The following is a 22,401-nucleotide window of genomic DNA, read 5'->3' as shown; positions in this document are numbered from 1 at the left end:
GCGGAGTCTCGGGGGCGAGATGATGGGGGTAGCCAAAAAAATTCAAAGTTGAGCGGAACAGACTCAACTCTTCGCGCGTTAAGAAGATGACAGCGTCGCCACGTGCCACCCGGCCCCCGGCGGCGAACCGCTCTACAACGCCAGAAGAGGTGACCAGTGGACTCGTTCAATCCGACCACCAAGACCCAGGCCGCGATGACCGCTGCGCTCCAGTCGGCGTCGTCGGCCGGTAATCCCGACATCAGGCCCGCGCATCTGCTCGTGGCCCTGCTCGACCAGACCGACGGCATCGCCGCCCCGCTGCTCAAGGCCGTCGGCGTCGACCCCGCCGCGATCCACCGCGAAGCGCAGAATCTCGTCGACCGGCTGCCCAAGACGACGGGCGCCACCACCACACCGCAACTCGGCCGCGAGGCCCTCGCCGCACTCACCGCAGCGCAGCGCCTCGCCACCGAACTCGACGACGAGTACGTGTCGACGGAACACCTGATGGTCGGACTCGCATCGGGTGAGTCAGACGTGGCCGGGCTGCTGGGCAGGCACGGCGCCACCCCCGAGGCGCTGCGCGACGCGTTCACCACCGTCCGCGGCAGTGCGCGCGTCACCAGCCCGGATCCCGAGGCGACGTACCAGGCGCTCGAGAAGTACTCCACCGACCTCACGGCCGCCGCCCGTAACGGCAAGCTGGACCCGGTGATCGGCCGCGACAACGAGATCCGCCGCGTCGTGCAGGTGCTCAGCCGCCGCACCAAGAACAACCCGGTGCTGATCGGTGAACCCGGCGTCGGCAAGACCGCCATCGTCGAGGGGCTGGCCCAGCGCATCGTGCAGGGCGACGTCCCCGAATCGCTACGCGGCAAGTCGGTGATCTCCCTCGACCTCGGATCGATGGTCGCCGGAGCCAAGTACCGCGGCGAATTCGAGGAGCGGCTCAAGGCCGTCCTCGACGACATCAAGAACTCGGCCGGTCAGGTCATCACGTTCATCGACGAACTCCACACCATCGTCGGTGCGGGTGCCACCGGTGAGTCGGCGATGGACGCCGGCAACATGATCAAGCCGATGCTCGCCCGCGGTGAGCTGCGGCTCGTCGGCGCGACCACCCTCGAGGAGTACCGCAAGTACATCGAGAAGGACGCCGCCCTCGAACGCCGTTTCCAGCAGGTGCTGGTGGGCGAACCGTCCGTCGAGGACACCGTCGGCATCCTGCGCGGGCTCAAGGAGCGGTACGAGGTGCACCACGGTGTGCGCATCACCGACTCCGCGCTCGTCGCGGCCGCCACGCTCAGCGACCGCTACATCACGTCCCGGTTCCTGCCGGACAAGGCGATCGACCTCGTGGACGAGGCCGCGTCCCGGCTGCGGATGGAGATCGACTCGCGACCCGAGGAGATCGACACCGTCGAACGCATCGTCCGCCGCCTCGAGATCGAGGAGATGGCGCTGCAGAAGGAATCCGACGCGGCGTCGAAGGACCGGCTGGAGAAGCTGCGTCAGGAACTCGCCGACGAACGGGAGAAGCTCAATCAGCTGACCACCCGCTGGCAGAACGAGAAGCAGGCCATCGACTCCGTGCGCGGAGTCAAGGTGCAACTCGAGACGCTGCGCGGTGAGGAAGAGCGCGCCGAACGCGACGGCGACCTCGGCCGGGCCGCGGAACTGCGCTACGGGCGGATCCCGCAGCTCGAGAAGGAACTCGAGCAGGCCGCCCGCGAGTCCGGCGCCGCCGCCGACGGCGACGTCATGCTCAAGGAGGAAGTCGGTCCCGACGACGTCGCCGACGTGGTCGCGGCATGGACCGGCATCCCCGCCGGCCGCATGATGGAAGGCGAGACCGCCAAGCTGCTGCGGATGGAATCCGAACTGGGCAAGCGGGTCGTCGGCCAGGAAGAGGCCGTCGTCGCCGTGTCGGACGCCGTCCGCCGCGCCCGCGCCGGCGTCGCCGACCCCAACCGGCCCACCGGTTCGTTCCTGTTCCTCGGACCCACCGGCGTCGGTAAGACGGAGCTCGCGAAGTCGCTCGCGGACTTCCTGTTCGACGACGAACGGGCCATGGTCCGCATCGACATGTCCGAATACAGCGAGAAGCATTCGGTGGCCCGGCTCGTCGGCGCGCCGCCCGGCTACGTCGGGTACGAGGCGGGCGGGCAGCTCACCGAGGCCGTGCGACGGCGTCCGTACACGGTGGTGCTGTTCGACGAGGTGGAGAAGGCGCACCCCGACGTCTTCGACATCCTGCTCGCCGTCCTCGACGAAGGCCGGCTGACGGACGGTCAGGGGCGGACGGTCGACTTCCGCAACACCATCCTGATCCTCACGTCCAACCTCGGTGCGGGCGGATCCCGGGAGCAGGTGATGGATGCGGTGCGGCACGCGTTCAAGCCGGAGTTCATCAACCGGCTCGACGACGTCGTGATCTTCGAACCGCTCACCGAGGAGCAGCTCGAGTCGATCGTCGACATCCAGCTCGACCAGCTGTCCCGCAGGCTCGCGGCGCGGCGGCTGACGCTGGACGTGTCCGACTCGGCCCGCTTCTGGCTCGCCGTCCGCGGCTACGACCCCCTGTACGGGGCCAGGCCGCTGCGCCGGCTGATTCAGCAGGCGATCGGCGACCAGCTCGCGAAGCTGCTGCTCGCCGGCGACGTCAAGGACGGCGACACCGTTCCCGTGAAGGTGTCCGAGACCGGGGACGCGCTCGTCCTCGGCTGATCCCCACGTGAGTGGCACGGTGTGCTCCCGCACGCCGTGCCACTCACCTGTGTTTTCACAGGGGAGTCTTAAGTTTCGCCGTTACCCTGGATCGTCCGTAACCGCAGGACACCGGCCACACGAACCCGAGGGAGGGGCCGATCATGACGAACCCCGACGATCCGCGCACCCCGCAAGAGCGCGCGTACGACGGCACGGAGTCGTGGACGACCGACGATTCGGCGTCGCGGGCGCATGACGATTCCGCGTCACGGGCTCGTGACGAGGACCCGACGCAGGCGTGGTCGCGGCAGGACCAGCCGACCGAGCACCTCGGCTCGTCGGACCAGGACCACCGCACCGAGTACCTGGGGTCCGCCGGCGGGCCGACCGAGCAGTTCTACACGTCCGACCCGACCGCGGCATACGGGCAGAACCAGCCCAATCCGACGCAGGCGTACCCGACCTACGACCCGCGGTTCGACCAGCAGGCTCCGCCGCCGAACGCCACACAGGCGTATCCGCCCTACGAGGCGCATCAGTACCAGGGCGGGTATCCGACGGGGCAGTATCCGAACGCCGGGTACCCGGGATCGCAATACCAGGCGCCGGTTGCGGAGGCCACCGAGGAGAAGAAGCCCCGCCGGATCGGCACGTGGATCGCGGCCGCCGCCGCGGCGTTGCTGCTGATCGCGGTCATCGGCTTCGGCGTCGCCCTCTTCACGACGGCGCCGAACAACTCCTCGAGCACCACCGCGGCGGGTCCCACCACGTCCCGTCCGCCGGCCACCACCGCGCCGCCGAAGACGACCGCGCCGCCGTCGACCACCACCGAGTCGCCGCTCGATCAACTTCCCGGCGGAATCGGCGAGGCCATCGGGGCCGCGGGTGCCGCTTTCGGAACGATCAGCACCAACGACGGTTCCACGCTCACCCTCGACGCCCTCGGTGGTTCGAAGCTGACGGTCCAGACCAACGCGCAGACCAACGTGATCGCACTCGACGGCACCACGGTCGCCGATCTGAAACCCGGATTCACCGTCATGGTGCAGGGGACGAAGGTCGAGAACGGCACGATGACGGCCGAGACGATCATCAGTACCGAGCTGCCCAAGCTCGGTGGCAACTGAGCCCACCCGTGCCGGCGGACACGGCTGTCGGGCCGGTTCCGGCAAAACCGACACGGGGTGTCCCGGTACCGCCTACCCTCGTTACGCCCTCGACTCGCTAGGCTGATCAACGATGACCGGAATGTGGTTCTTACTGGCGTTGATCGCACTCGCAGGCGCGTGCGCGTTGCTCTATTTCGATCGCTCGCGTCGTGATCAGACGGGTCGTGTGCGGCAGATCTGGGCCAAAGCCCAGGGCTACACGTACGACAACGTCGAAGAGCGGCTGCCCGCCCAGTTCCACCGGGCCGCGCTGGCCAAGCAGGAGTACCTCAGCGCCATCGACGTGGTGAAGGGGGAACGCCGCGGCGAGTCGTTCATCCTGTTCGACCTCGAGGAGACCGCGACCATCGTCGCGGTGCGCCGCCGGGTGGGTTCGGACGTCGACATCGACCTCCGCCTCAAGTCGACCCCGCCGCCGAAGGATTCGGACCTCGAACTCCTCGGCGCCATCGGACCGCGCGTCGTGTTCGCCACCGACCTCGAGATCGCCCGCAGGGTCTGCGACCAGCGGATGGTGGCGTTCACCGAGTCGGTGCCGCCGCACGTGAACATGCTGTGGAGTGAGGGCGAGTGGACCCTCGGTTCGCTGCCCATCGGCAGCAGCGGCCGGGAGTGGGATTCTGCCATCGAGGCCGTCGCCCGGCTGTCCGGCATTCTGCACGTCCTGCCCCCGGTCACCGAGCCGAGCGGACTCGACCGTGGCCATCATGACCCGAGCAGGCCGCGACTGCGTGACGGCGCCCCTGCCGAAGCGCGCCCCGCATCGGAGAAACGTCCCGCACCGCAGGGACGTCCGGCACCGGAGAAACGTCCCACCCAGCAGGCACGCCCGGCGCCGGAGAAGCGGCCTGCAGCGCAGGGACGTCCCGCGCAACAGGGGCGTCCTGCATCGCAGGGGCGCCCGTCCCCGGAGGCGCGCCCGACCGCACCGCCACGTCCGGCACCGCAGAACCGTCCTGCACCCCCGCCGGGCGCGCCGCGGTCGTGAGTGCGTGACGAGTCCCCGGACTCGTTAACCGCGCACAGGCGCGCAGCGCCTTGCTACCGTCACCGGTATGTCGACGCCTCCCAGCTCAGCCCGACCCGTTGCCCTCGTCACCGGCCCGACATCGGGGCTCGGTGCCGGTTTCGCGAGGAAGTTCGCGTCCCTCGGTTACGACCTCGTGCTCGTCGCGCGGGACGACACCCGCTTGCACGCCCTCGCCGACGAGATGAAGGCGCTGTTCGACACCGAGTCCGAGATCCTGCAGGCCGATCTGGCGACGGCGTCCGGGCGCGAGGAGGTGGCGCAACGCCTCGGGAAGGGTGTCGAAGTACTGGTCAACAACGCCGGATTCGGCACGTCGGGCGAATTCTGGACGGCGACGCCGGAACTGTTGCAGTCTCAGCTGGACGTGAACGTCACCGCCGTCATGCAGCTGACCCGCGCGGCGTTGCCCGGCATGATCGCGGCGGCGAACGGCACCGTCATCAACGTGGCGAGCGTCGCGGGACTGCTGTCCGGGCGGGGGTCGACGTATTCGGCGAGCAAGGCGTACGTGATCTCGTTCTCCGAGGGTTTGGCGAACGGGCTGGGCGGCACGGGTGTGCGGATCCAGGCGCTGTGCCCGGGATTCATTCGCACCGAATTCCACGAGCGCGCGGGCATCGAGATGAGTTCGATTCCGAATGCGATGTGGCTGAGCGTCGACCAGGTCGTCGCGGCGTCGCTGGCCGATCTCGAGGACGGCAAGGTCGTGAGCATTCCCGGCTTCCAGTACAAGGTGCTGACGACCGCCGGTCGACTCGTCCCGAAGAGTCTGGTCCGGCGGTTGACCAACGTGTTCGGCCGGGGGCGTGCCCGCACGTAGAGGTGGGTAGGGTTTCGGGCATGAGTGATCGCGAGGATCTGGCCGCGTTGGTGCGCGAGCTGGCTGTTGTGCACGGCAAGGTGACGTTGTCTTCGGGCAAGGAAGCCGACTATTACGTGGACCTTCGCCGCGCCACGCTGCATCACGAGGCGGGGCCGCTGATCGGGAAGTTGCTGCGTGAACTGGTGGCGGACTGGGATTTCGACGCCGTCGGCGGCCTGACGATGGGTGCCGACCCGGTGGCGATGGCCGTGATGCACGCGCCGGGCAGGCCGATCGACTCGTTCGTGGTGCGTAAGGCCGCGAAGGCGCACGGGATGCAGCGGCAGATCGAGGGGCCGGATGTCGTCGGCAAGCGTGTCCTCGTCGTCGAGGACACCACCACCACGGGCAACTCGCCGCTCACCGCGGTGAAGGCGCTGCGCGACGTGGGGGCGATCGTCGTGGGTGTCGCGACCGTCGTCGACCGGGCGACCGGGGCCGGCGAGGTGATCGCGGCCGAGGGTCTCGAGTACCGTTCGCTCCTCGGACTGCCCGACCTGAACCTCTGACAGGTGAGTGGCGAAGCGTGCCGGGGCACACTTCGCCACTCACATCGGGGTGTCAGTCGGCGTCGCCGGCCGTGACGGCCAGTGCCTCGTCGACGCTGTGCGGTTCGGGATCGTGCTCGTCGACGTGGGCGAGGACCTTACGGCCGGTCGCGAGGACGAGGATCGCGGCGGCGGTGCACACCGCGCCGACCCAGAACGGCAGGTGGATGTTGCTTTCGCCGAGCTTGCCCGCGACCCACGGTGCCGCGGCCCCGCCGACGAACCGGACGAAGCTGTAGGCCGCGGACGCCGTCGACCGCTCGACGGGGGCGGAGATCATCACGGTCTCGGTGATGAGGGTGTTGTTGACACCGAGGAACAGCCCGGCGAGCACGACCCCGACGATGAGCACGGTCTTGTTCTCGGTGAATGCGGCCATCATGGCGAGGTCGAGGGCGAACAGCGCGAGGGCCACCATCATCATCGGCAGCGTGCCGAAGCGCCGCTGCAGGCGTGGCGCGAGGAACACCGACGCGACAGCCAGCGCGAGGCCCCACCCGAAGAAGATGAATCCGATCGAGTACGTGCCCATGTCCAGCGGGAACGGCGTGTACGCGAGCAGTGTGAAGAAGCCGTAGTTGTAGAGCAGCGCGGTGATTGCGACGGTGAGCAGGCCGCGGTGGCGTAGGGCGAGGAACGGCGCGGCGATCGACGTGCGGTGCTCCGGCTTGGGGGCGGACGGCAGCATCACGACGATCAGGATGAACGCGACGGCCATCAGGGCTGCGACGCCGAAGAACGGCGCGCGCCAGCTGATGTTGCCGAGGACACCGCCGACCAGCGGGCCGACGGCGATGCCGATGCCCAGCGCGGCCTCGTAGAGGATGATGGCCCGCGCGACGCCGCCGCTGGCCGCGCCGACGATGGCGGCGAGTGCGGTCGCGATGAACAGGGCGTTGCCGAGTCCCCAGCCGGCGCGGAAGCCGACGATCTGGGCGATGGTGCCGGAGCTTCCGGCCAGCGCCGCGAACACGACGATGACGGCGAGACCGGTCAGGAGCGTCTTCTTGGCGCCGATCCGGCTCGACACCACGCCGGTGATGAGCATCGCGACACCGGTGACCAGCATGTAGCTGGTGAACAGCAGCGACACCTGGGACGGGGTGGCGTCCAGCTGTTCGCCGATCGGCTTCAGGATGGGGTCGACGAGTCCGATGCCCATGAACGCGATGACGCTGGCGAAGGCGACGGCCCACACCGACTTCGGCTGGTGGAGGAGGCTGGGTGGCGCCTCGCTGCTGTTCGTGACGGTTGCGGTCGTGGTGCTCACGGCCACCTCCTTCGATGTGTTGCGGGGTGGATGGGTCGTCAGGCGCGGGTCGATGCCGTGACGATGGAACGCAGTTCCGACAGGCCCTGCGTCAGTCGCTCGAGCTGCTCGGGTTCGAGGTCCGCGAAGTGCGGGGCGAGGGCGCCCGCGATCTCGTTGCGGGCCACGGTCAGCCAGTCACGTCCCGGGGCGGTGATGGACACCCGGACTGCCCGGGCGTCGTCCGGATCGGGCCGGCGGGCCACGTATCCGCGATCGGCGAGCTTCTGCAGCAGGGCGGTCGCGGACGGTTGCGAGCAGCGGTCGATGCGGGCGAATTCGCTGATGCGGAGTTCGCCGTGGTCGTCGAGCAGGGCGAGGGCACGGGTCCACGGCCGGGGATGGTCCTCGGATCCGAAGGAGCTCGCGAGCCTGGTGAATCGGTGAGAATTCGTGACCAGGTCGACGAGCAGGCCGTGCAGCCGTGTGTCGTCGTCCATGCACATTATATTACATAGGCTAACTAACTATGTATACGAGCGCCCGCTGTTCCACCCGCCACACGGCGGTGAACGGCCGGCGCATCGACCGGGGGTCAGGCCGACCGGCGCGCGACTTCCTCCACCTGCCGCCGCAGCGTGGCATCGGTGTGGCGGATCGCCTGCGCGACGAAGGGCTCGATGACCTTGCCGAGCGCCTTGCCCGCGAGCCCGCCGGGCAGCTCGTAGCGGAAATCGACCGTCAGGCGGGTCTCGGTGTCGCCGACCGCGTCGAACTGCCACCGCGAGTGCGTGTACAGGCCGTCGATCGATTCGAGCTCGATCAGCGAATTGCGTTCCCACCCGGTGACCTTCACGACGGAACCGAGGGTCTTGGGGCCGATCTTCATCGCGGCGTCGTAGACGGCGCCGAGCCCCCGATCCTGTTCGCCGATCGGGTCGAACTTCGTGATACCGAACATCCAGGACGGGACGTGGCGATAGTCGTCGACGTAGTCGAACGCGCCCGCGACCGGTGCGCCGGCGACAGCAGTGTGATGGATCTCGATCATCGTGACTTTCCTGACGGGTGAGGGGAGGGGGTCGGCTGTGTCCGGTACGGCCGGACGGCGTAGTTCTCGAGGTCGAAACGGGCGAGGCGGCGGCGCAGGGAACCGGTGGACCACGGCCACGCGGCGAAGTTCCTGCCGTCGGCGTCGAGGTAGTAGCTGCTGCACCCGCCGTTGTTGAACACGGTCCGCTCCAGGCCCTTCTGTACCGCGTCGTTGAACCGGCGGAACGGCTGATCGCGCACCTCGAGGACTTCGATGCCCTGCCGCTCCGCCTTGGTGATCCCGTCGATCACGTAGTCGAGCTGGGTTTCGGCCAGGCCGAGAAACGAGTTGTACACCAAGATGTTCGGGCCGAGCATGATGTACGCGTTCGGTGCGCCGGGTGTCGTGGTGGCCAGATACGCCTCGGGACTCTTCGACCACTTCTCCGACAGCAGTGTCCCGTCGCGTCCGCGGATCCGGCTCGCGATCGGCGGATGGCTCACGTCGAAACCGGTGCCGAAGATGATGACGTCGACCTCGCGGCGGGTGCCGTCGGCTCCGACGACGACGCGTCCGTCCACCTCGGTGAGGGCGTGCGGGATCAACTCGACGTTGCTCTTCGTCAGCGCCGGGAGATACGTGTTGGACAGCAGGAGTCGCTTGCATCCGAGTGTGAAGTTCGGGGTCAGTGCCGCGCGGAGCGCCGGGTCCGGCACCTGCCGGGCGAGCCAGCGGGTGCCGAGGGGGTTGAGGAGCCGGGCGGTGCGTTCGCGGCGCATCACCCAGGTGAGCGTCCGCAGGACGAGGTCGAGGATCTGCCGCAGCCCGCGCTGCACCGCCGGGACCCGCGAGAACAGCGACTGCGCGAGCCGGGGGAACGGGAAGTCCAGGCGGGGCACCACCCAGGCCGGGGTGCGCTGGAACACGTACAGCGCCTCGACGTCCGGCTGGATCTCGGGGATGAACTGCACCGCGGACGCGCCCGTGCCCACGACCGCGACCTTCTTTCCGGTGAGGTCGACGTCGTGGTTCCAGCGGGCCGAGTGGAAGATGTCGCCGCCGAAACCGTCGATGCCCGGTACCGCGGGAGTGCTGGGTTCGGTGATGGGGCCCGCTGCGAAGATCACGTGCTGCGCGACGATCGTGCCCCGGCTGGTGTCGAGGATCCAGCGTCGGCGCTCGTCGGACCACACGGCCTCGTGGAGTTCGGTCCGCATCGAGATTCTGGACTGCACGCCGAACGTGGCGACGGTGTCCTCGATGTAGGACAGCAGTTCCGGCTGGAGTGCGAAGTTGCTGCGCCATCCCGGGTTGGGGTTGAACGAGAACGAATACACCGGTGCGGGGATGTCGACACCGCACCCGGGGTACGTGTTCTCGCGCCACACGCCGCCGACGCGGTCGGACTTCTCGAGGACGACGAAGTCCGTGATGCCCGCGCGTTCGAGTTTGACGGCGGCGGCGATCCCGGACAGGCCGGCCCCGACCACGACGACGCGCACGTGCCGCTCGTCTCCGCTGCTCTCGTGCGCTGCGGCGTGCTCGGAGGTGGTCGCTGTCATGGTCGCTTCCCTGGGGCCGGATACGGAACCTGCGCCGTCAGTCCATTTAACTGAGACGTGGTGTCACAGTAAAACGAGCGGGGCGGCTTGGCAAGTGCGACCGGCAACCGGGTCCTGGAACAATGGCGTGCGTGACCGAGCGCAAACCTCCCGGGGTGAGCTTCGAGAGCTGGATAGACAAGCAGATCCGGCTCGCTCAGGAGCGCGGCGACTTCGACGATCTCCCCGGCGCGGGCAAACCGATACCGGCGGGCGACGTCGACGACGAACTGTGGTGGGTGAAGAACTACCTGCGCCGCGAGAATCTGCCCACCGACGCGTTGCTCCCCACGCCGCTGCAGCTGCGCAAGGAGATCGAGCGGCTGCCCGACACGATCCGGGGAATGCCGTCCGAGCAGGCGGTGCGGGATGTGGTGGCGCAACTCAACCTGCAGATCGTCGCGTGGTTGCGGGCGCCGTCCGGCCCCCGGATCCCGGTGAGCCCGGTCGACGCGGACGAGGTCGTCGCGACGTGGCGGCGGCAGAAGCAGTACGTGCGGAAGCCGCAACACGCAGCGCAATCGCAACCGGAACCGGAACCGGAACCGGCACTGGGCCCGCCCCGAGCCGAACGGCGGTGGTGGCGGCGGGGGCGGTGACCGGTCATCCCGTCCGGAAATCGCCCGATTCCATCAGCCGGGACACGAGCAGTCCGGCGATCAGTCCCCAGAAGGCCGCCCCGATGTTGAGGAACTGCACGTTCGAGAAGGTCACCAGAAACGTCACGAGCGCGCCCAGCGTGTATCGGGAGCCGAACGCGGCGACGAACGATCCCTGCAGAGCCCGGAGCATCGCCAGGCCGCCGAGCGTCGCGACGAACGCGGCCGGGGTAGCAAGCATCAGCTGCACGAACAGCGGCGCGAACAGACCGACGACCACGGCGAGCAGTCCGCAGACGACGGCCGCCGTGTACTGCCGGGCGCGATGGCCCGACGCCACCAGCAGGGCGTTGGTCGGCCCCGTCAGGCACGTCGACACGGCTCCGACGGCGGAGGTCGCGAGGGACCAGACCCCGCACAGGACGGTACCGACATTCATGGGCGGCTGGTGGCCTGCGGACGTCAGCACGGCCGCGCCCTGACCGTTCTGCACGACGATGACCGTGATCGCCAGCGGGACGACCAGTTCGGCGATCGCCTGCCAGGTGAACTGCGGGGTCTGGAACATCGGCGCCGCGATCCACGGTGTGCCCGTGCCGGTGGGGTGGAAGCGGCCCGTGACCGCGACCGTGGCCGCCCCGACGAGCAGCGCGCCGAGGATCGGGGGTATCCACCGGCCGAGCGCGGCGCGGGACGCGAGGAGGACGAAGGCGACGACCATCGGAACGGCCACGGCCGCATCGGTTCCCACGGCGTGAACGAGGTCGGTCCCGAATTTCAGGAAGACGCCGGCGACCATGGCCATGACGATCGGCATCGGGAGCATCGCCATGACCTGGCGCACCCGCCCGGTCAGGCCGAGGGCGAGGATCAGGAGCCCGGTCACGAGGAACGCTCCGAGCACTTCCGGCCACGGCAGGTGGGTGAGTGAGCCGCCGACGATGATCGTGCCGGGGATCGTCCAGAAGAACGCCAGCGGCTGACGGTACAGCCAGCTGGCGAGGACGGTGAGGATGCCGTTGAGGAAGAAGACGCCGAAGATCCACGACGCCATCTGCCCGGGCGACAGTCCGCCCGCGGAACCGGCGGCCAGGATCACGGCCACGGGACCGGTCGCGGAGAAGATCAGCCCGATCAGCCCGTTGGCGGCGTAGGTGCCGCCGAGGTCGCGGAGCAGGCGGCGGGGGCCGGCGGGCGGCCACGGCGGTCGTTCGAAGCGAGGGGGACACGTCTGCGTGTCGTCGCCGCGGGCCGGTTCCTCGGTGGTCGTCATGAGGCCTTCCTGCTCGGTACGATGCCCACCATGTACGCAAAGCGGACAAAGTCGCCGCTATGCGTACAGATGGTGTGGTCCGGATCATAACCGCCCGCGTACCGGGGTTCCGGGCCGGGCCGCCGAACCCTGGGTGGAGTGCATTCCATCCCTGGGGGCAGCGACACCCGGCCGCCGCCGCGACAGACTCGTAAGCGTCGACCCGACACCATCCGCACCGACCGATCATGCGAAGAAGGACCACATGGTGGAACTCAGCCGAAATCCCCGAGAGCGAAGGGCCGTGTACGTGCGGCGCACCACGATGGCACTGGAGGGCGAACCACGATCAGCAGTCGAGCGGACGTCGACGTTCCTGGCCTACGGCCTGCTGGCGTTGTTCGGCGGCCTCGGTGTCTTCGGAACGATCTGCTCCGTCGACGCCATACCGGACGGTGCACGCATCGCCGTCGTCCAGCCGGCGCCGACGCAGTCGCACCCGCTCGACCTGCCACACCCGGCGTCGGACGGTCCCGAGGAACCCGCCCACACCGGCGTCTGAGTCAGGACGCGACGTCGTCGCGCAGTGCCGCGAGTTCGAGCAGGCGCGGCAGCATGTCCGGCGACGCGATCGAGGGCAGCAGCAGCTCCCACATGTCGGCCAGTCGCTCGTACAGGTCGGCACGCCCGGTGAGCGCCTCGGACACCAATTGCATACCCGTGAACGAACTGACCAGGAAACGGGCCAGCGCCGCGGGATCGACCGTCGCGCGCAGTTCGCCCGCCTCCCGTGCCTTGCCCGCGAGTGCGACGAGGGTGTCGGTCCAGTCGATGTAGGGATCGGTGGCCGGGCCGCGGGAGGTCCCGAGTTCCAGGGTGAGCCGCACACCCGCCCGCACGATCGGCTCGGTCAGCAGCTGGCGCGCCATCTCCTTGGCGCACAACAGGATCGCCTCCATCGGTGATTGCGCGGTCGCGAGCACGCGTTGCGCCGCCAGCATCGCCATCGCGTGCTGTTCCTTGATCACCGCCCAGGCCAGCGCCTCCTTGGACTCGAAGTGAAAGTACAAGGCGCCCTTCGTCACGTCGGCGTAGGAGAGGATTCCGCTCAGGCTCGCGCCGCCGTACCCGAGCTTCTCGAAGCTCAGTGCCGCACCCTCTAATACTTGATGGCGGGTGGCCGCCGCGCGCGCCTGCTTTGCCATCACCTGTGCCTCACAATCGCGGATTCTCCGTCGCATCCACTCTCCAGTCAACCACTGTTCGGACCGGTAACCTCGGCACATCCGAAAGCGTGGGAGGAAGACGTGAAGTCGAAGAACAACTGGGGTGTCGAGCACGCGGTATTCGCCGGTGCGACGCTGGCCACCGTGGTCGGAGCCGTCTCCGGGCGGGAACGGTTGCAGCGCGCGGCGAAACCAGTGATCGCGCCCGCGCTCGCCGCCCGGGTGCTGCGGCGGCGCGCAGACGCCGACCCCGCCGACGTCGCGCTCCTCCTCGCCGGTCTCACCGCCGCGACCGCGGGCGACGTCTTCATGATCGACCCCGACGACGACGCCCGTCTCGTGCGCGGCGCGTCCTCGTTCGCCGTCATGCAGGTGGGCTATTCGACGCTGTTGCTGCGCCGGGGCGCCCGGCCCACCGTGCCCGCCTTGCTGCCCCGGCTCGCGGGGTGGGCGGGCGCGGCGGCCCTGCTCCGCGGGCGGGCGAAAGAGGTCGCAACCCCGTTGACCGCGTACGGTGCGCTGCTCGGCACCACGTCGACGCTGTCGGCCGACCCGTCCCTCGCGCCCGGCGCCGACGTGTTCGCGAACGTGGCCGTGCCGGGAACCGACCGGCGCAGCTGGCTCGGCGTGGGCGGGATGCTGTTCACCGCCTCCGACGGGCTGATCGTGGTGCGGCGCTTGCTCATCCGGGGAGACCGGGGGAGAGCCGCGGCCGAGGGGCTGATCCTCGCCAGTTACGCGGCGGCCCAGCTGCTGCTCGTCGAGGGGATGCTCGTGCTCGGGCGTCGCCGGATCACGGGCAGAGCATGATGTGGTCCCGGTCCTCCGGGTCCACCAGGATGGTGATCGTCTCGCCGGGCACGAATCGTGTCGCGTTCTCCCGACGCACCTCGTAGACGACCCGTCCGGCGTAACTCTCCGATCCGGGCACGGTCAGCCGGAGGTCCAGTTCGGTGAGCTCTCCGTCGTCCGGGGTGCGGCGAAGCGGGGTGACGTGCTCGATGCGGGCCCAGCCCTCGAGTCCGTGCCGCTCGAGTTTCCGGTCGGCGCGACTGGGCCGCCCGGCCGCCATCATCCCGAAGCCCAGCGCCGAGCCGAAGGCCGCGACCAATCCCATGATCTGGTACGGGATCGTGGCCGGCGGGGTGTGCTGGATCAACCATCCCAGCCAGACGGCGAGGACGATGACGTAGCCGACCGTGACGAAGCAGACCGTCCGCACGATGCGCTGATGATTCATCGAATGCCTCCACCTCCAGATTAACCCGTCCCGGCCTCGCCGAAGCGGCCCCGCCGCCGCACTGCCGTTAGAGTGCAGTGTCGGCAGCAGGTAAGTATGTGTGGAGGTGGCCGTATGGCGTGGCGTCGGGTGTCGTTGGTGTGTCTGAGCATTGGCTCGGCCATGATGCTCGCAGGGTGTGGTGGGTCCTCGGACGCGGTGGCTCCGCCGACGTCCACGACGACGGCCGCGGCCCCTGTGACCACCACCACGACGACGGTTCCGCCGACCACTACCACCACGACCGTCGCGCCGCCGCCGACGACGACGGAAGCGCCGACCACGACGCTCGTCGACGTCCCGTACGAGCACAACGAGTCGTACTTCTTCACGTCCCCGGACGGCGGGTTTCAATGCGGCATCATCAAGCTGCCGAACCGCACCGAGGCCGGCTGCCAGGGGTCGACGAGCCCGGTGCCGCCGCGCCCGGACGACTGCATGGTCGACTGGGGTCACGGCATCCGCGTCGAGAACGACGGCGAGGCGTCGTTCATGTGCGCGGGCGGCCTCGTCTACACCTCGGGCGGCGACGAACCGGACGCGGCGCTGCCGGCCGGGTCGAAACTGACCAAGCTCGGGTACACCTGCGGCACCACCGCCACGGCCGTCACGTGCACCAACGACGAGACGTCGCACGGATTCACCGTCGCCCCCGATTCGAACAAGACGTTCTGACGTCGTGAGCGGAGTCGAGACGGGCCCGGTGGAGGTCGAGGTCGCCGAGATGGGTCCCACCGAATGGGGGGAGAACCCGAACGGTGTCGGCCCGTGGACCGAGGAGCACGACACACCGGCCCCCACCGACCCGTGGTACGACCCCGAACTGCTGGCCGGGGGCGATCGCCGCAACGTGGTCGACGCCTACCGGTACTGGACGCGGGAGGCGATCGTCGCAGACATCGACAACCGTCGCCACCCGCTCCACGTGGCCATCGAGAACTTCGGGCACGACGCGAACATCGGGACGGTGGTGCGCACCGCCAACGCGTTCGCCGCCGCGGCGGTCCACATCGTGGGACGTCGACGCTGGAACCGGCGCGGCGCGATGGTCACCGACCGGTACCAGCACGTCCTCCACCACGCGGACGTCGACGGTCTCGTCGACTTCGCGCGTGAGAGAGGTCTCACCATCGTGGCCGTCGACAACACACCCGGGTCGGTGCCGCTCGAGACGGCGAGCCTGCCCCGCGACTGCGTGCTCCTGTTCGGCCAGGAGGGGCCGGGAGTCACCGACCAGGCGAAAGAGGTTGCGGCGATGACGGTGTCGATCGCGCAGTTCGGTTCCACCCGCAGCATCAACGCGGGTGTCGCCGCAGGAATCGCCATGCATGCGTGGGTGCGCCAGCACGCCGACCTCGGTCGTGCGTGGTAGCGGAACCCCTGGCGAATAGGCAAGATCAACTCTTATGCAGGACTCGTGGTCGGCGCGCGCGGACGCCGCTGAAGAAGCGGTGGTGAGCAGGCACCTTCGCCGGCTGTGGGCGCTCCCGGGCACCACCCTGGGCGTCGTCGCCTGGCCGGCGGTACGGCGCGAGCGGCTGTTCCTCAGCTGGCACTACTGGTGGCAGGCCCATCTGCTCGACTGCGCCGTCGACGCGCTCGAACGCGACCCCACGCCGCGCCGTCGTCGTCGCATCGTGAAACTGGCGCGCAGCCACCGTCTGCGGAACATCTCGGGCTGGACCAACAACTATTACGACGACATGGCCTGGCTGGGGATCGCCCTCGAGCGTGCCCAGCGAATGCACTTCATAGACAACAGAAGTGCGGTGCAGGCGCTCGAATCCCAGTTGTTCGACGCCTGGGCGCCCGAGGCGGGAGGCGGCATCCCGTGGCGGAAGGGCTCGAATTTCTACAACGCGCCCGCCAACGGACCGGCCGGGATCATGCTGGCCCGCACCGGAAAGCTGTGGCGCGCCCAGGCCACCGCGGACTGGATCGACGACACGCTGCGGGACGTGCACACCAACCTGATCGCCGACGGTATCCACCCCGGCGGCGAGATCGAAAAGAACATCTACTCCTACTGTCAGGGCGTCGTGCTCGGGCTCGAAACCGAACTCGCCGTGCGCCTCGGTTCGCCCCGGCACCGCAACCGGACCCACCGGCTGGTCGACGCCATCGACGAACACCTCGCACCCCACGGCGTCATCGACGGCGGCGGTGGGGGAGACGGCGGCCTGTTCAACGGGATCCTCGCCCGGTATCTGGCGCTGACCGCGGTGATGCTGCCCTGGGAGTCGCCCGCCGACATCCGGGCCCGGGAGATCGCCGCCCAGCTCGTGCTGACGTCCGCGGAATCGGCGTGGGAGAACCGGCTGCAGATCGAGGGGCAGCCGCTGTTCGGCCACGATTGGACCCGGCAGGCGCAACTGCCGGGGATGGGCGGGGGAATCGCCACGTTCACCGGGGGCACCGTGCACTCGTCCGGGATCCCGGAACGCGACATGTCCGTGCAACTCGGTGGCTGGATGCTGATGGAGGCCGCGCACATGGTGTCCGCGGCGGGGTATCCGCGACGCTAGGCGACGGTTCGAATCACGCGAAAATTAACCGTATCGCCCCGGATTCGGCGCTGTTAGACAGTTCGTTATGTCAGATCAACAGCGGCAGCTGAGTCTCAACGCGTTCATCTACCCGGCCGGGCACCACGAGTCGGCGTGGCGGCACCCGCTCACGACGCCCGAGCGGCTGTACGACGTCTCCTACTTCCAGGAGATCGCGCAGACAGCGGAAGCCGCGAAGCTGGACGCGATCTTCTTCGCCGACGGCCCCGCCCTGCGCAGCGACGTCGAGCACGGCGCCGCCGGAGCGCTCGAGCCCATCACGCTGCTGACGGCGATCGCGACGGCCACCGAACGGATCGGGCTGATCGCGACCGCGTCCACGACGTATTTCGAGCCCTACAACCTCGCGCGGTTGTTCGCGTCGCTCGACCACATCTCCCGCGGACGGGCCGGCTGGAACATCGTGACCACCGGAACCGAGGTGGCGGCGGCCAACTTCGGATTGCCCAGCCACCCGGACCATGCCGACCGCTACGCGCGGGCGCGGGAATTCGTCGACGCGACCGTCAAGCTGTGGGACAGCTGGGAGGACGACGCGATCCTGATCGACAAGGCCGCAGGTATCTACGCGGACCCGTCGAAGATCCACGAGATCAACTACGTCGGACGCCACCTGCGGGTGCGGGGACCGTTCAACGCGCCGCGCTCCCCGCAGGGACACCCGGTGCTGGTGCAGGCCGGCGCGTCCAACGAGGGCCGCGCGTTCGCGGGCCAGTACGCCGAGGCCATCTTCACCGCGCACCAGCGGTTGTCGGACGGGCAGGCGTTCTACGCGGACGTGAAGCAGCGGGCGGCGCAACTCGGCCGCAACCCGGAGCACGTGAAGGTCCTTCCCGGCATCAGCCCTTTCCTCGGCGACACCGAGGCGGAGGCGCGGGACCTGGAGCGGGAGTTCAACGAACTGACCTCGCCCGAGTACGGGATCGCCCAACTCGAGGCGCTCACCGGCTCGAGCGTGCGGCACCTCGATCTCGACGCCTCCGTGCCTGTCGGACTGTTCGGGGACGCCGGCGACGTCACGGACAACAAGCAGAGCCGTCTGCAGGTGATCGCAGGGATCGTCGAGCGGGAGAACCCGACGCTGCGCGGACTGCTGCACCGTCTCGCCGGTGCGCGTGGGCACCGGGTCGTTGTCGGGACGCCGGTGCAGGTGGCCGACACCATCGAGGAATGGTTCACGCAGGGTGCCGCGGACGGGTTCAACGTCATGCCGCCGTATTACCCGGGCGGTCTCGAGGTGTTCGCGCAGAAGGTGGTCCCGATCCTGCAGGAGCGTGGACTGTTCCGCACCGAGTACTCGGGCACCACGCTGCGCGACCACTTCGGGTTGCCGCGCCCGGAGAGCCAGTACGCGGACGCGTCGGGCACCGTCGCGCTGTAGTCGCAGAGCCGGGCAGGCCGACGGCACCGAGGGTTAATGAAAACAGTTATCATTTCGGGATGACTGTCGTCCGGCCTGTCCCTGTCACCGTCCTGTCCGGCTTCCTCGGCGCGGGCAAGACCACCTTGCTCAACCATCTCCTCGCGAACCGGGACGGCAGGCGTGTCGCCGTCATCGTCAACGACATGAGCGACGTCAACATCGTCCCCCAAGCACTTCTTGCAGGGGGTTCCCCCAGCCGCCCCTTTGTGGCCGGGCAGGGGCACCTGGACCGGACGCAGGAGAAACTCGTCGAGCTCACCAACGGCTGCATCTGCTGCACCCTGCGGGAAGACCTCGTCGAGGCGGTCGCCCGGCTGGCGCGGGAGGGCCGGTTCGACCACCTCGTCATCGAATCGACAGGCATCTCCGAACCGATGCCCGTGGCCGCCACGTTCGACTGGGAATTCGAGGACGGGTTCCGCCTCGGCGCGGTCGCCGCCCTCGACACGATGGTGACGGTCGTGGATGCGTCGACGTTCCTCGGCGAACTGGCCAGGGGTGAGCGTCTCGACGACCGGAACCTCGAGGCCGGGGACGGCGACGAGCGCAGCATCTCCGACCTCCTCGTCGATCAGGTGGAGTTCGCCGACGTCATCCTGCTGAACAAGACGGATCTGGTGAGCGAGGGTGCCGCCGGCGCCGTCGAGGCGACCCTGCGCAGGCTCAACCCCACCGCGACACTGTTGCGCACCACGCGCGGCGTCGTCGATCCCGGCGAGGTACTCGGCACGGGCCTGTACGACCCGGAGGTGTCGGCAGAGCTGCCCGGCTGGGCGGAGGAACTGGCGGCGGGCCACACCCCGGAAACCGAGGAATACGGCATCCGCAGCGTCACCTACCGGGCGTCGCGGCCGTTCCACCCGGCCCGGCTCGAGCAGGCGCTGGGACAGTTCACCGGCCTGCTCCGCAGCAAGGGCTTCTGCTGGATCGCGAGCCGCCCCGGCCTCGCCGCCGTCTGGTCGCAGGCCGGCCCGAATCTCGTGATCGAGCCCGCCCAGCTGTGGGCGTCCACGGACGAACGTCCGGGGCAGGAGATCGTGTTCATCGGCGTCCGCCTCGATCCCGACGGCCCGCGGCGGATCCTCGACCCGGCACTGCTCACCGACGAGGAACTCCGGTCAGGACCGGCGGAGTGGGTGCGGTTCGACGACCCGCTGCCCGCGTGGGAGCCGGTGCATCAGCACTAGTCCAGTACTTCTTCGACGGCCACATCTTCGGGTGGCCGCGCCATCTCCTGCCGGTAGTGCCACACCCCGAGGGCCGTGCCGATCACCAGCAGTGTGACCATCCCGGCGAGCACTGCAGGCATCAGCCACGACACCCGGTCGAGGAACGAGCCGAAGTAGAAGCCGATGAGCAGCAGTACGGGCGCCCAGAAGATGGCGCCGATAGTGCTGGCGATCGTGTATTTGGTGTGGTTCATCTTGGCAGCACCGGCGACCAGCGGGCACAGGGTGCGGATCCACGGAATCCAGCGCGCGACGAGCACCGCCCAGAAGCCGTGCTTCTCCAGCAGGACATTCACCTTGTGGAGGTTGGCGTAGTTGAGATACTTCCCGCCCTTCCGGGCGTGGATGCGGTTGCCGGTGCGGTGACCGATGACGTACCCCACCTGGTTTCCGCAGATGGCGGCGATCATCGCGCCGACCGACAACGCCCACACGTGGCCGGTGCCCGACGCATGGTTGGCCAGCACGATGCCCGCGGTGATCAGCATCGAGTCGCCGGGCAGGAACAGGCCCAGGATCACCGCGCACTCGATGAACACGAATGTGAGCACGACGACCCAGACCAGCGCTGGGCCGGCCGAGACGAGAGGCCCGAAGCTGCCTGCTGCCGTGGTGACCATCGTCAGTGCGCTACCCCGATCGGTGTCAGGAAGTCGGATCGGTGGGTGTGGTGACCGGTTGCGGATCCTCAGTCGTGGAGTTCGTGCCCTGACGGGACTTCACGACACGCTTGCCCACCTCCACGATGATCGGCAGCACGGACACGAAGACGATCAGCAGGAAGATGACGTCGACGTTGTCGCGGATGAACTCGATCTGCCCGAGCAGGTAGCCGAGCAGCGTGACGCCGGCGCCCCACAGGATGCCGCCCACGATGTTGTACGTCAGGAACAGCGAGTACCGCATCCGCGACGCACCCGCGACGACCGGCGCGAACGTGCGCACGATCGGAACGAATCGAGCGAGGATGATGGTGATGGGGCCGTGCTTCTCGAAGAACGCGTGCGACTCGTCGATGTACTTCTTCTTGAAGAACCGGGCGTCGTCGTTCTTGAACAGGGCGGTGCCGCCCTTGCTGCCGATGAAGTAGCCGACCTGGTCGCCGAGGATCGCGGCGATCGGGATCAGAACCAGCAGCACCCAGAGGGGAGCGAACGGTTCGATCTCCGTCGACTTCGACGCCGCGATGAGTCCCGCGGTGAAGAGGAGCGAGTCGCCGGGGAGCAGGGGGAACAGCAAACCCGACTCGATGAAGACGACCAGTAGGAGCCCGACGAGCACCCAGGTGCCGAAGGAGTTGAGGAGGTTCACCGGGTCGAGGAATCCCGGCAACAACGCGAGGTTGGTCACGGAATCCGATGCTGCCTGCACAATCACGGCCCTCAGCGTACCGGCGTATTCCTCGACTGTCGGAATGGTGCAGGTCATGGAGTTTCGGCCGGGCCGCGGACCGGCCGAAACGGGGTGCCGCGACAGCCACCGGGAGACGTACGCTACCGGTATTGCCATACTGCTAGGACCACATCGTGTGCTGCGCTGATCGCGCGCGCCGAAATCGACTCTTTATGGAGGACTGCCGCCGTGCCAATCGCGACTCCCGAGGTCTACGCCGAGATGCTTGGTCGGGCCAAGGAGCACTCCTTTGCCTTCCCCGCCATCAACTGCACTTCTTCCGAAACCATCAACGCCGCCATCAAGGGCTTCGCGGACGCCGGCAGCGACGGCATCATCCAGTTCTCGACCGGTGGCGCCGAGTTCGGTTCGGGCCTGGGTGTCAAGGACATGGTGACCGGCGCGGTCGCACTCGCCGAGTTCGCTCACGTGATCGCCGCGAAGTACGACGTCACGATCGCCCTGCACACCGACCACTGCCCCAAGGACAAGCTGGACACGTTCGTCCGCCCGCTGCTCGAGATCTCACGTCAGCGCGTCGAGGCCGGCCGCAACCCGCTGTTCCAGTCCCACATGTGGGACGGTTCGGCCGTCCCGATCGACGAGAACCTGGAGATCGCCCAGGAGCTCCTCGCGAAGGCGAAGGCAGCCAACATCATCCTCGAGGTCGAGATCGGCGTCGTCGGTGGTGAAGAGGACGGCGTGGAAGCCGAGATCAACGACAAGCTGTACACCTCGCCCGAGGACTTCGAGAAGACCGTCGACGCGCTCGGCACCGGTGAGAACGGCAAGTACCTGCTGGCCGCCACATTCGGCAACGTGCACGGCGTCTACAAGCCGGGCAACGTGAAGCTGCGTCCCGAGGTGCTCGAGACCGGCCAGAAGGTCGCCGCCGCGAAGCTCGGCCTGTCCGACGGCTCGCAGCCGTTCGACTTCGTCTTCCACGGCGGATCGGGCTCGCTGAAGTCGGAGATCGAGGCCGCGCTGAACTACGGCGTCGTCAAGATGAACGTCGACACCGACACCCAGTACGCGTTCACCCGTCCGATCGTCGGCCACATGTTCGGCAACTACGACGGCGTGCTGAAGGTCGACGGCGAGGTCGGCAACAAGAAGGTCTACGACCCCCGCAGCTACCTGAAGAAGGCCGAGGCCGGCATGACGGCCCGCGTCATCGAGGCCTGCAACGACCTCGAGTCCGCGGGGCGTTCCGTCTCCGGATAGGCCCTTCAGGCCCGTGCGCCTTTCCGG

23 protein-coding genes are annotated in these 22,401 nt (G+C 68.4%); 14 read left to right on the top strand and 9 right to left on the bottom strand.

The genetic code is table 11. From position 1 onward, the window contains the following. Nucleotides 1-156: 156 nt before the first annotated feature. The 5 genes from clpB to pyrE all read left to right on the top strand — a co-directional run bounded on the left by clpB (nt 157) and on the right by pyrE (nt 6,261). Complete coding sequence (gene clpB / locus ACFTZB_RS03605) at nt 157-2,709, top strand: ATP-dependent chaperone ClpB (protein ID WP_378430126.1); 2,553 nt, start codon at nt 157-159, stop codon at nt 2,707-2,709. Between the two features lie 143 nt (nt 2,710-2,852). After that, a complete protein-coding gene (locus ACFTZB_RS03600) occupies nt 2,853-3,818 on the top strand; it encodes a hypothetical protein (RefSeq protein WP_378430125.1) in 966 nt (321 codons plus the stop codon). A 112-nt stretch (nt 3,819-3,930) separates the two neighbouring features. Further along, nucleotides 3,931-4,848 carry a hypothetical protein gene (locus ACFTZB_RS03595; RefSeq protein WP_378430124.1) on the top strand — a complete coding sequence of 306 codons (918 nt, stop codon included), beginning with the start codon at nt 3,931-3,933 and terminating at the stop codon, nt 4,846-4,848. Nucleotides 4,849-4,915: 67 nt separating this feature from the next. After that, nucleotides 4,916-5,710: an SDR family NAD(P)-dependent oxidoreductase gene (locus tag ACFTZB_RS03590; protein WP_378430123.1), complete on the top strand. Its 795-nt coding sequence runs from the start codon at nt 4,916-4,918 to the stop codon at nt 5,708-5,710. A gap of 20 nt (nt 5,711-5,730) precedes the next feature. Next, entirely contained in the window at nt 5,731-6,261 is a 531-nt protein-coding gene (gene pyrE, locus ACFTZB_RS03585) for an orotate phosphoribosyltransferase (RefSeq protein ID WP_072937384.1), read from the top strand. A gap of 52 nt (nt 6,262-6,313) precedes the next feature. Here pyrE and ACFTZB_RS03580 read toward each other — a convergent pair whose 3' ends face one another. From ACFTZB_RS03580 to ACFTZB_RS03565, 4 genes are all read right to left on the bottom strand, one after another. Further along, a complete protein-coding gene (locus tag ACFTZB_RS03580; protein WP_095861285.1) occupies nt 6,314-7,576 on the bottom strand; it encodes an MFS transporter in 1,263 nt (420 codons plus the stop codon). 32 nt (nt 7,577-7,608) lie between these two features. Then, complete coding sequence (locus ACFTZB_RS03575) at nt 7,609-8,049, bottom strand: MarR family winged helix-turn-helix transcriptional regulator (RefSeq protein WP_378430122.1); 441 nt, start codon at nt 8,047-8,049, stop codon at nt 7,609-7,611. Nucleotides 8,050-8,144: 95 nt separating this feature from the next. Next, complete coding sequence (locus tag ACFTZB_RS03570; protein ID WP_378430121.1) at nt 8,145-8,600, bottom strand: SRPBCC family protein; 456 nt, start codon at nt 8,598-8,600, stop codon at nt 8,145-8,147. Next, nucleotides 8,597-10,144 carry a flavin-containing monooxygenase gene (locus ACFTZB_RS03565; RefSeq protein ID WP_378430120.1) on the bottom strand — a complete coding sequence of 516 codons (1,548 nt, stop codon included), beginning with the start codon at nt 10,142-10,144 and terminating at the stop codon, nt 8,597-8,599. Before ACFTZB_RS03565 ends, ACFTZB_RS03570 begins: the two co-directional genes overlap by 4 nt. A gap of 122 nt (nt 10,145-10,266) precedes the next feature. Between ACFTZB_RS03565 and ACFTZB_RS03560 the strand changes: the two genes are divergently transcribed. Beyond that, nucleotides 10,267-10,782, top strand: coding sequence for a DUF1992 domain-containing protein (locus ACFTZB_RS03560; protein ID WP_378430119.1), 516 nt, complete (start codon nt 10,267-10,269; stop codon nt 10,780-10,782). Between the two features lie 4 nt (nt 10,783-10,786). Here ACFTZB_RS03560 and ACFTZB_RS03555 read toward each other — a convergent pair whose 3' ends face one another. Continuing rightward, nucleotides 10,787-12,055, bottom strand: coding sequence for a benzoate/H(+) symporter BenE family transporter (locus tag ACFTZB_RS03555; RefSeq protein WP_378430118.1), 1,269 nt, complete (start codon nt 12,053-12,055; stop codon nt 10,787-10,789). Between the two features lie 244 nt (nt 12,056-12,299). On the opposite strand from ACFTZB_RS03555, the gene ACFTZB_RS03550 reads away from it, so the two are divergent. After that, nucleotides 12,300-12,596 (top strand): hypothetical protein, encoded by a 297-nt coding sequence (locus ACFTZB_RS03550; RefSeq protein ID WP_378430117.1) that lies wholly within the window; start codon nt 12,300-12,302, stop codon nt 12,594-12,596. A gap of 1 nt (nt 12,597) precedes the next feature. On the opposite strand, the gene ACFTZB_RS03545 is transcribed toward ACFTZB_RS03550, so the two are convergent. Then, nucleotides 12,598-13,239, bottom strand: a complete 642-nt coding sequence (locus ACFTZB_RS03545; RefSeq protein ID WP_378430116.1) for a ScbR family autoregulator-binding transcription factor — start codon at nt 13,237-13,239, stop codon at nt 12,598-12,600. A 102-nt stretch (nt 13,240-13,341) separates the two neighbouring features. On the opposite strand from ACFTZB_RS03545, the gene ACFTZB_RS03540 reads away from it, so the two are divergent. After that, complete coding sequence (locus ACFTZB_RS03540; RefSeq protein ID WP_378430115.1) at nt 13,342-14,070, top strand: lysoplasmalogenase family protein; 729 nt, start codon at nt 13,342-13,344, stop codon at nt 14,068-14,070. Here the strand turns inward: ACFTZB_RS03540 and ACFTZB_RS03535 are convergent. Then, nucleotides 14,054-14,500 (bottom strand): hypothetical protein, encoded by a 447-nt coding sequence (locus ACFTZB_RS03535; RefSeq protein ID WP_072937374.1) that lies wholly within the window; start codon nt 14,498-14,500, stop codon nt 14,054-14,056. The two genes, ACFTZB_RS03540 and ACFTZB_RS03535, sit on opposite strands and share 17 nt — an antisense overlap. 114 nt (nt 14,501-14,614) lie before the next feature. On the opposite strand from ACFTZB_RS03535, the gene ACFTZB_RS03530 reads away from it, so the two are divergent. From ACFTZB_RS03530 to ACFTZB_RS03510, 5 genes are all read left to right on the top strand, one after another. Next, nucleotides 14,615-15,214, top strand: coding sequence for a hypothetical protein (locus tag ACFTZB_RS03530; protein WP_378430114.1), 600 nt, complete (start codon nt 14,615-14,617; stop codon nt 15,212-15,214). Nucleotides 15,215-15,263: 49 nt separating this feature from the next. Further along, nucleotides 15,264-15,911 (top strand): TrmH family RNA methyltransferase, encoded by a 648-nt coding sequence (locus ACFTZB_RS03525; RefSeq protein WP_378430164.1) that lies wholly within the window; start codon nt 15,264-15,266, stop codon nt 15,909-15,911. Between the two features lie 34 nt (nt 15,912-15,945). Further along, complete coding sequence (locus ACFTZB_RS03520; RefSeq protein WP_378430113.1) at nt 15,946-17,064, top strand: glycoside hydrolase family 76 protein; 1,119 nt, start codon at nt 15,946-15,948, stop codon at nt 17,062-17,064. Nucleotides 17,065-17,131: 67 nt separating this feature from the next. After that, nucleotides 17,132-18,487 (top strand): LLM class flavin-dependent oxidoreductase, encoded by a 1,356-nt coding sequence (locus ACFTZB_RS03515; protein ID WP_378430112.1) that lies wholly within the window; start codon nt 17,132-17,134, stop codon nt 18,485-18,487. 59 nt (nt 18,488-18,546) lie between these two features. Further along, a complete protein-coding gene (locus ACFTZB_RS03510) occupies nt 18,547-19,716 on the top strand; it encodes a GTP-binding protein (protein ID WP_378430111.1) in 1,170 nt (389 codons plus the stop codon). Here the strand turns inward: ACFTZB_RS03510 and ACFTZB_RS03505 are convergent. Together ACFTZB_RS03505 and ACFTZB_RS03500 are read right to left on the bottom strand one after the other, a co-directional pair. Further along, nucleotides 19,713-20,378 (bottom strand): DedA family protein, encoded by a 666-nt coding sequence (locus ACFTZB_RS03505; protein WP_378430110.1) that lies wholly within the window; start codon nt 20,376-20,378, stop codon nt 19,713-19,715. The two genes, ACFTZB_RS03510 and ACFTZB_RS03505, sit on opposite strands and share 4 nt — an antisense overlap. Before the next feature lie 25 nt (nt 20,379-20,403). Continuing rightward, on the bottom strand, nt 20,404-21,135 hold the full coding sequence (locus tag ACFTZB_RS03500; protein ID WP_378430109.1) for a VTT domain-containing protein: 732 nt from the start codon (nt 21,133-21,135) through the stop codon (nt 20,404-20,406). Nucleotides 21,136-21,339: 204 nt separating this feature from the next. Between ACFTZB_RS03500 and fbaA the strand changes: the two genes are divergently transcribed. Further along, nucleotides 21,340-22,374: a class II fructose-bisphosphate aldolase gene (gene fbaA, locus ACFTZB_RS03495; protein ID WP_378430108.1), complete on the top strand. Its 1,035-nt coding sequence runs from the start codon at nt 21,340-21,342 to the stop codon at nt 22,372-22,374. Nucleotides 22,375-22,401: the final 27 nt, after the last annotated feature.

It is taken from the genome of Rhodococcus sp. NPDC057014 (assembly GCF_042673295.1).
Classification (GTDB): Bacteria; Actinomycetota; Actinomycetes; order Mycobacteriales; family Mycobacteriaceae; genus Rhodococcus_F.
This window is presented reverse-complemented; position numbering and strand designations above follow the sequence as displayed.

What these genes read in the sequence shown, in the direction of transcription:
- ACFTZB_RS03600 (WP_378430125.1), top strand. Translation starts at nt 2,853, where the DNA reads ATGACGAACCCCGACGATCCGCGCACCCCGCAAGAGCGCGCGTACGAC.
- ACFTZB_RS03595 (WP_378430124.1), top strand. Translation starts at nt 3,931, where the DNA reads ATGACCGGAATGTGGTTCTTACTGGCGTTGATCGCACTCGCAGGCGCG.
- ACFTZB_RS03590 (WP_378430123.1), top strand. Translation starts at nt 4,916, where the DNA reads ATGTCGACGCCTCCCAGCTCAGCCCGACCCGTTGCCCTCGTCACCGGC.
- pyrE (WP_072937384.1), top strand. Translation starts at nt 5,731, where the DNA reads ATGAGTGATCGCGAGGATCTGGCCGCGTTGGTGCGCGAGCTGGCTGTT.
- ACFTZB_RS03575 (WP_378430122.1), bottom strand. Translation starts at nt 8,049, where the DNA reads ATGGACGACGACACACGGCTGCACGGCCTGCTCGTCGACCTGGTCACG.
- ACFTZB_RS03570 (WP_378430121.1), bottom strand. Translation starts at nt 8,600, where the DNA reads ATGATCGAGATCCATCACACTGCTGTCGCCGGCGCACCGGTCGCGGGC.
- ACFTZB_RS03565 (WP_378430120.1), bottom strand. Translation starts at nt 10,144, where the DNA reads ATGACAGCGACCACCTCCGAGCACGCCGCAGCGCACGAGAGCAGCGGA.
- ACFTZB_RS03560 (WP_378430119.1), top strand. Translation starts at nt 10,267, where the DNA reads ATGGCGTGCGTGACCGAGCGCAAACCTCCCGGGGTGAGCTTCGAGAGC.
- ACFTZB_RS03555 (WP_378430118.1), bottom strand. Translation starts at nt 12,055, where the DNA reads ATGACGACCACCGAGGAACCGGCCCGCGGCGACGACACGCAGACGTGT.
- ACFTZB_RS03550 (WP_378430117.1), top strand. Translation starts at nt 12,300, where the DNA reads ATGGTGGAACTCAGCCGAAATCCCCGAGAGCGAAGGGCCGTGTACGTG.
- ACFTZB_RS03545 (WP_378430116.1), bottom strand. Translation starts at nt 13,239, where the DNA reads ATGGCAAAGCAGGCGCGCGCGGCGGCCACCCGCCATCAAGTATTAGAG.
- ACFTZB_RS03535 (WP_072937374.1), bottom strand. Translation starts at nt 14,500, where the DNA reads ATGAATCATCAGCGCATCGTGCGGACGGTCTGCTTCGTCACGGTCGGC.
- ACFTZB_RS03530 (WP_378430114.1), top strand. Translation starts at nt 14,615, where the DNA reads ATGGCGTGGCGTCGGGTGTCGTTGGTGTGTCTGAGCATTGGCTCGGCC.
- ACFTZB_RS03525 (WP_378430164.1), top strand. Translation starts at nt 15,264, where the DNA reads ATGGGTCCCACCGAATGGGGGGAGAACCCGAACGGTGTCGGCCCGTGG.
- ACFTZB_RS03520 (WP_378430113.1), top strand. Translation starts at nt 15,946, where the DNA reads ATGCAGGACTCGTGGTCGGCGCGCGCGGACGCCGCTGAAGAAGCGGTG.
- ACFTZB_RS03515 (WP_378430112.1), top strand. Translation starts at nt 17,132, where the DNA reads ATGTCAGATCAACAGCGGCAGCTGAGTCTCAACGCGTTCATCTACCCG.
- ACFTZB_RS03510 (WP_378430111.1), top strand. Translation starts at nt 18,547, where the DNA reads ATGACTGTCGTCCGGCCTGTCCCTGTCACCGTCCTGTCCGGCTTCCTC.
- ACFTZB_RS03505 (WP_378430110.1), bottom strand. Translation starts at nt 20,378, where the DNA reads ATGGTCACCACGGCAGCAGGCAGCTTCGGGCCTCTCGTCTCGGCCGGC.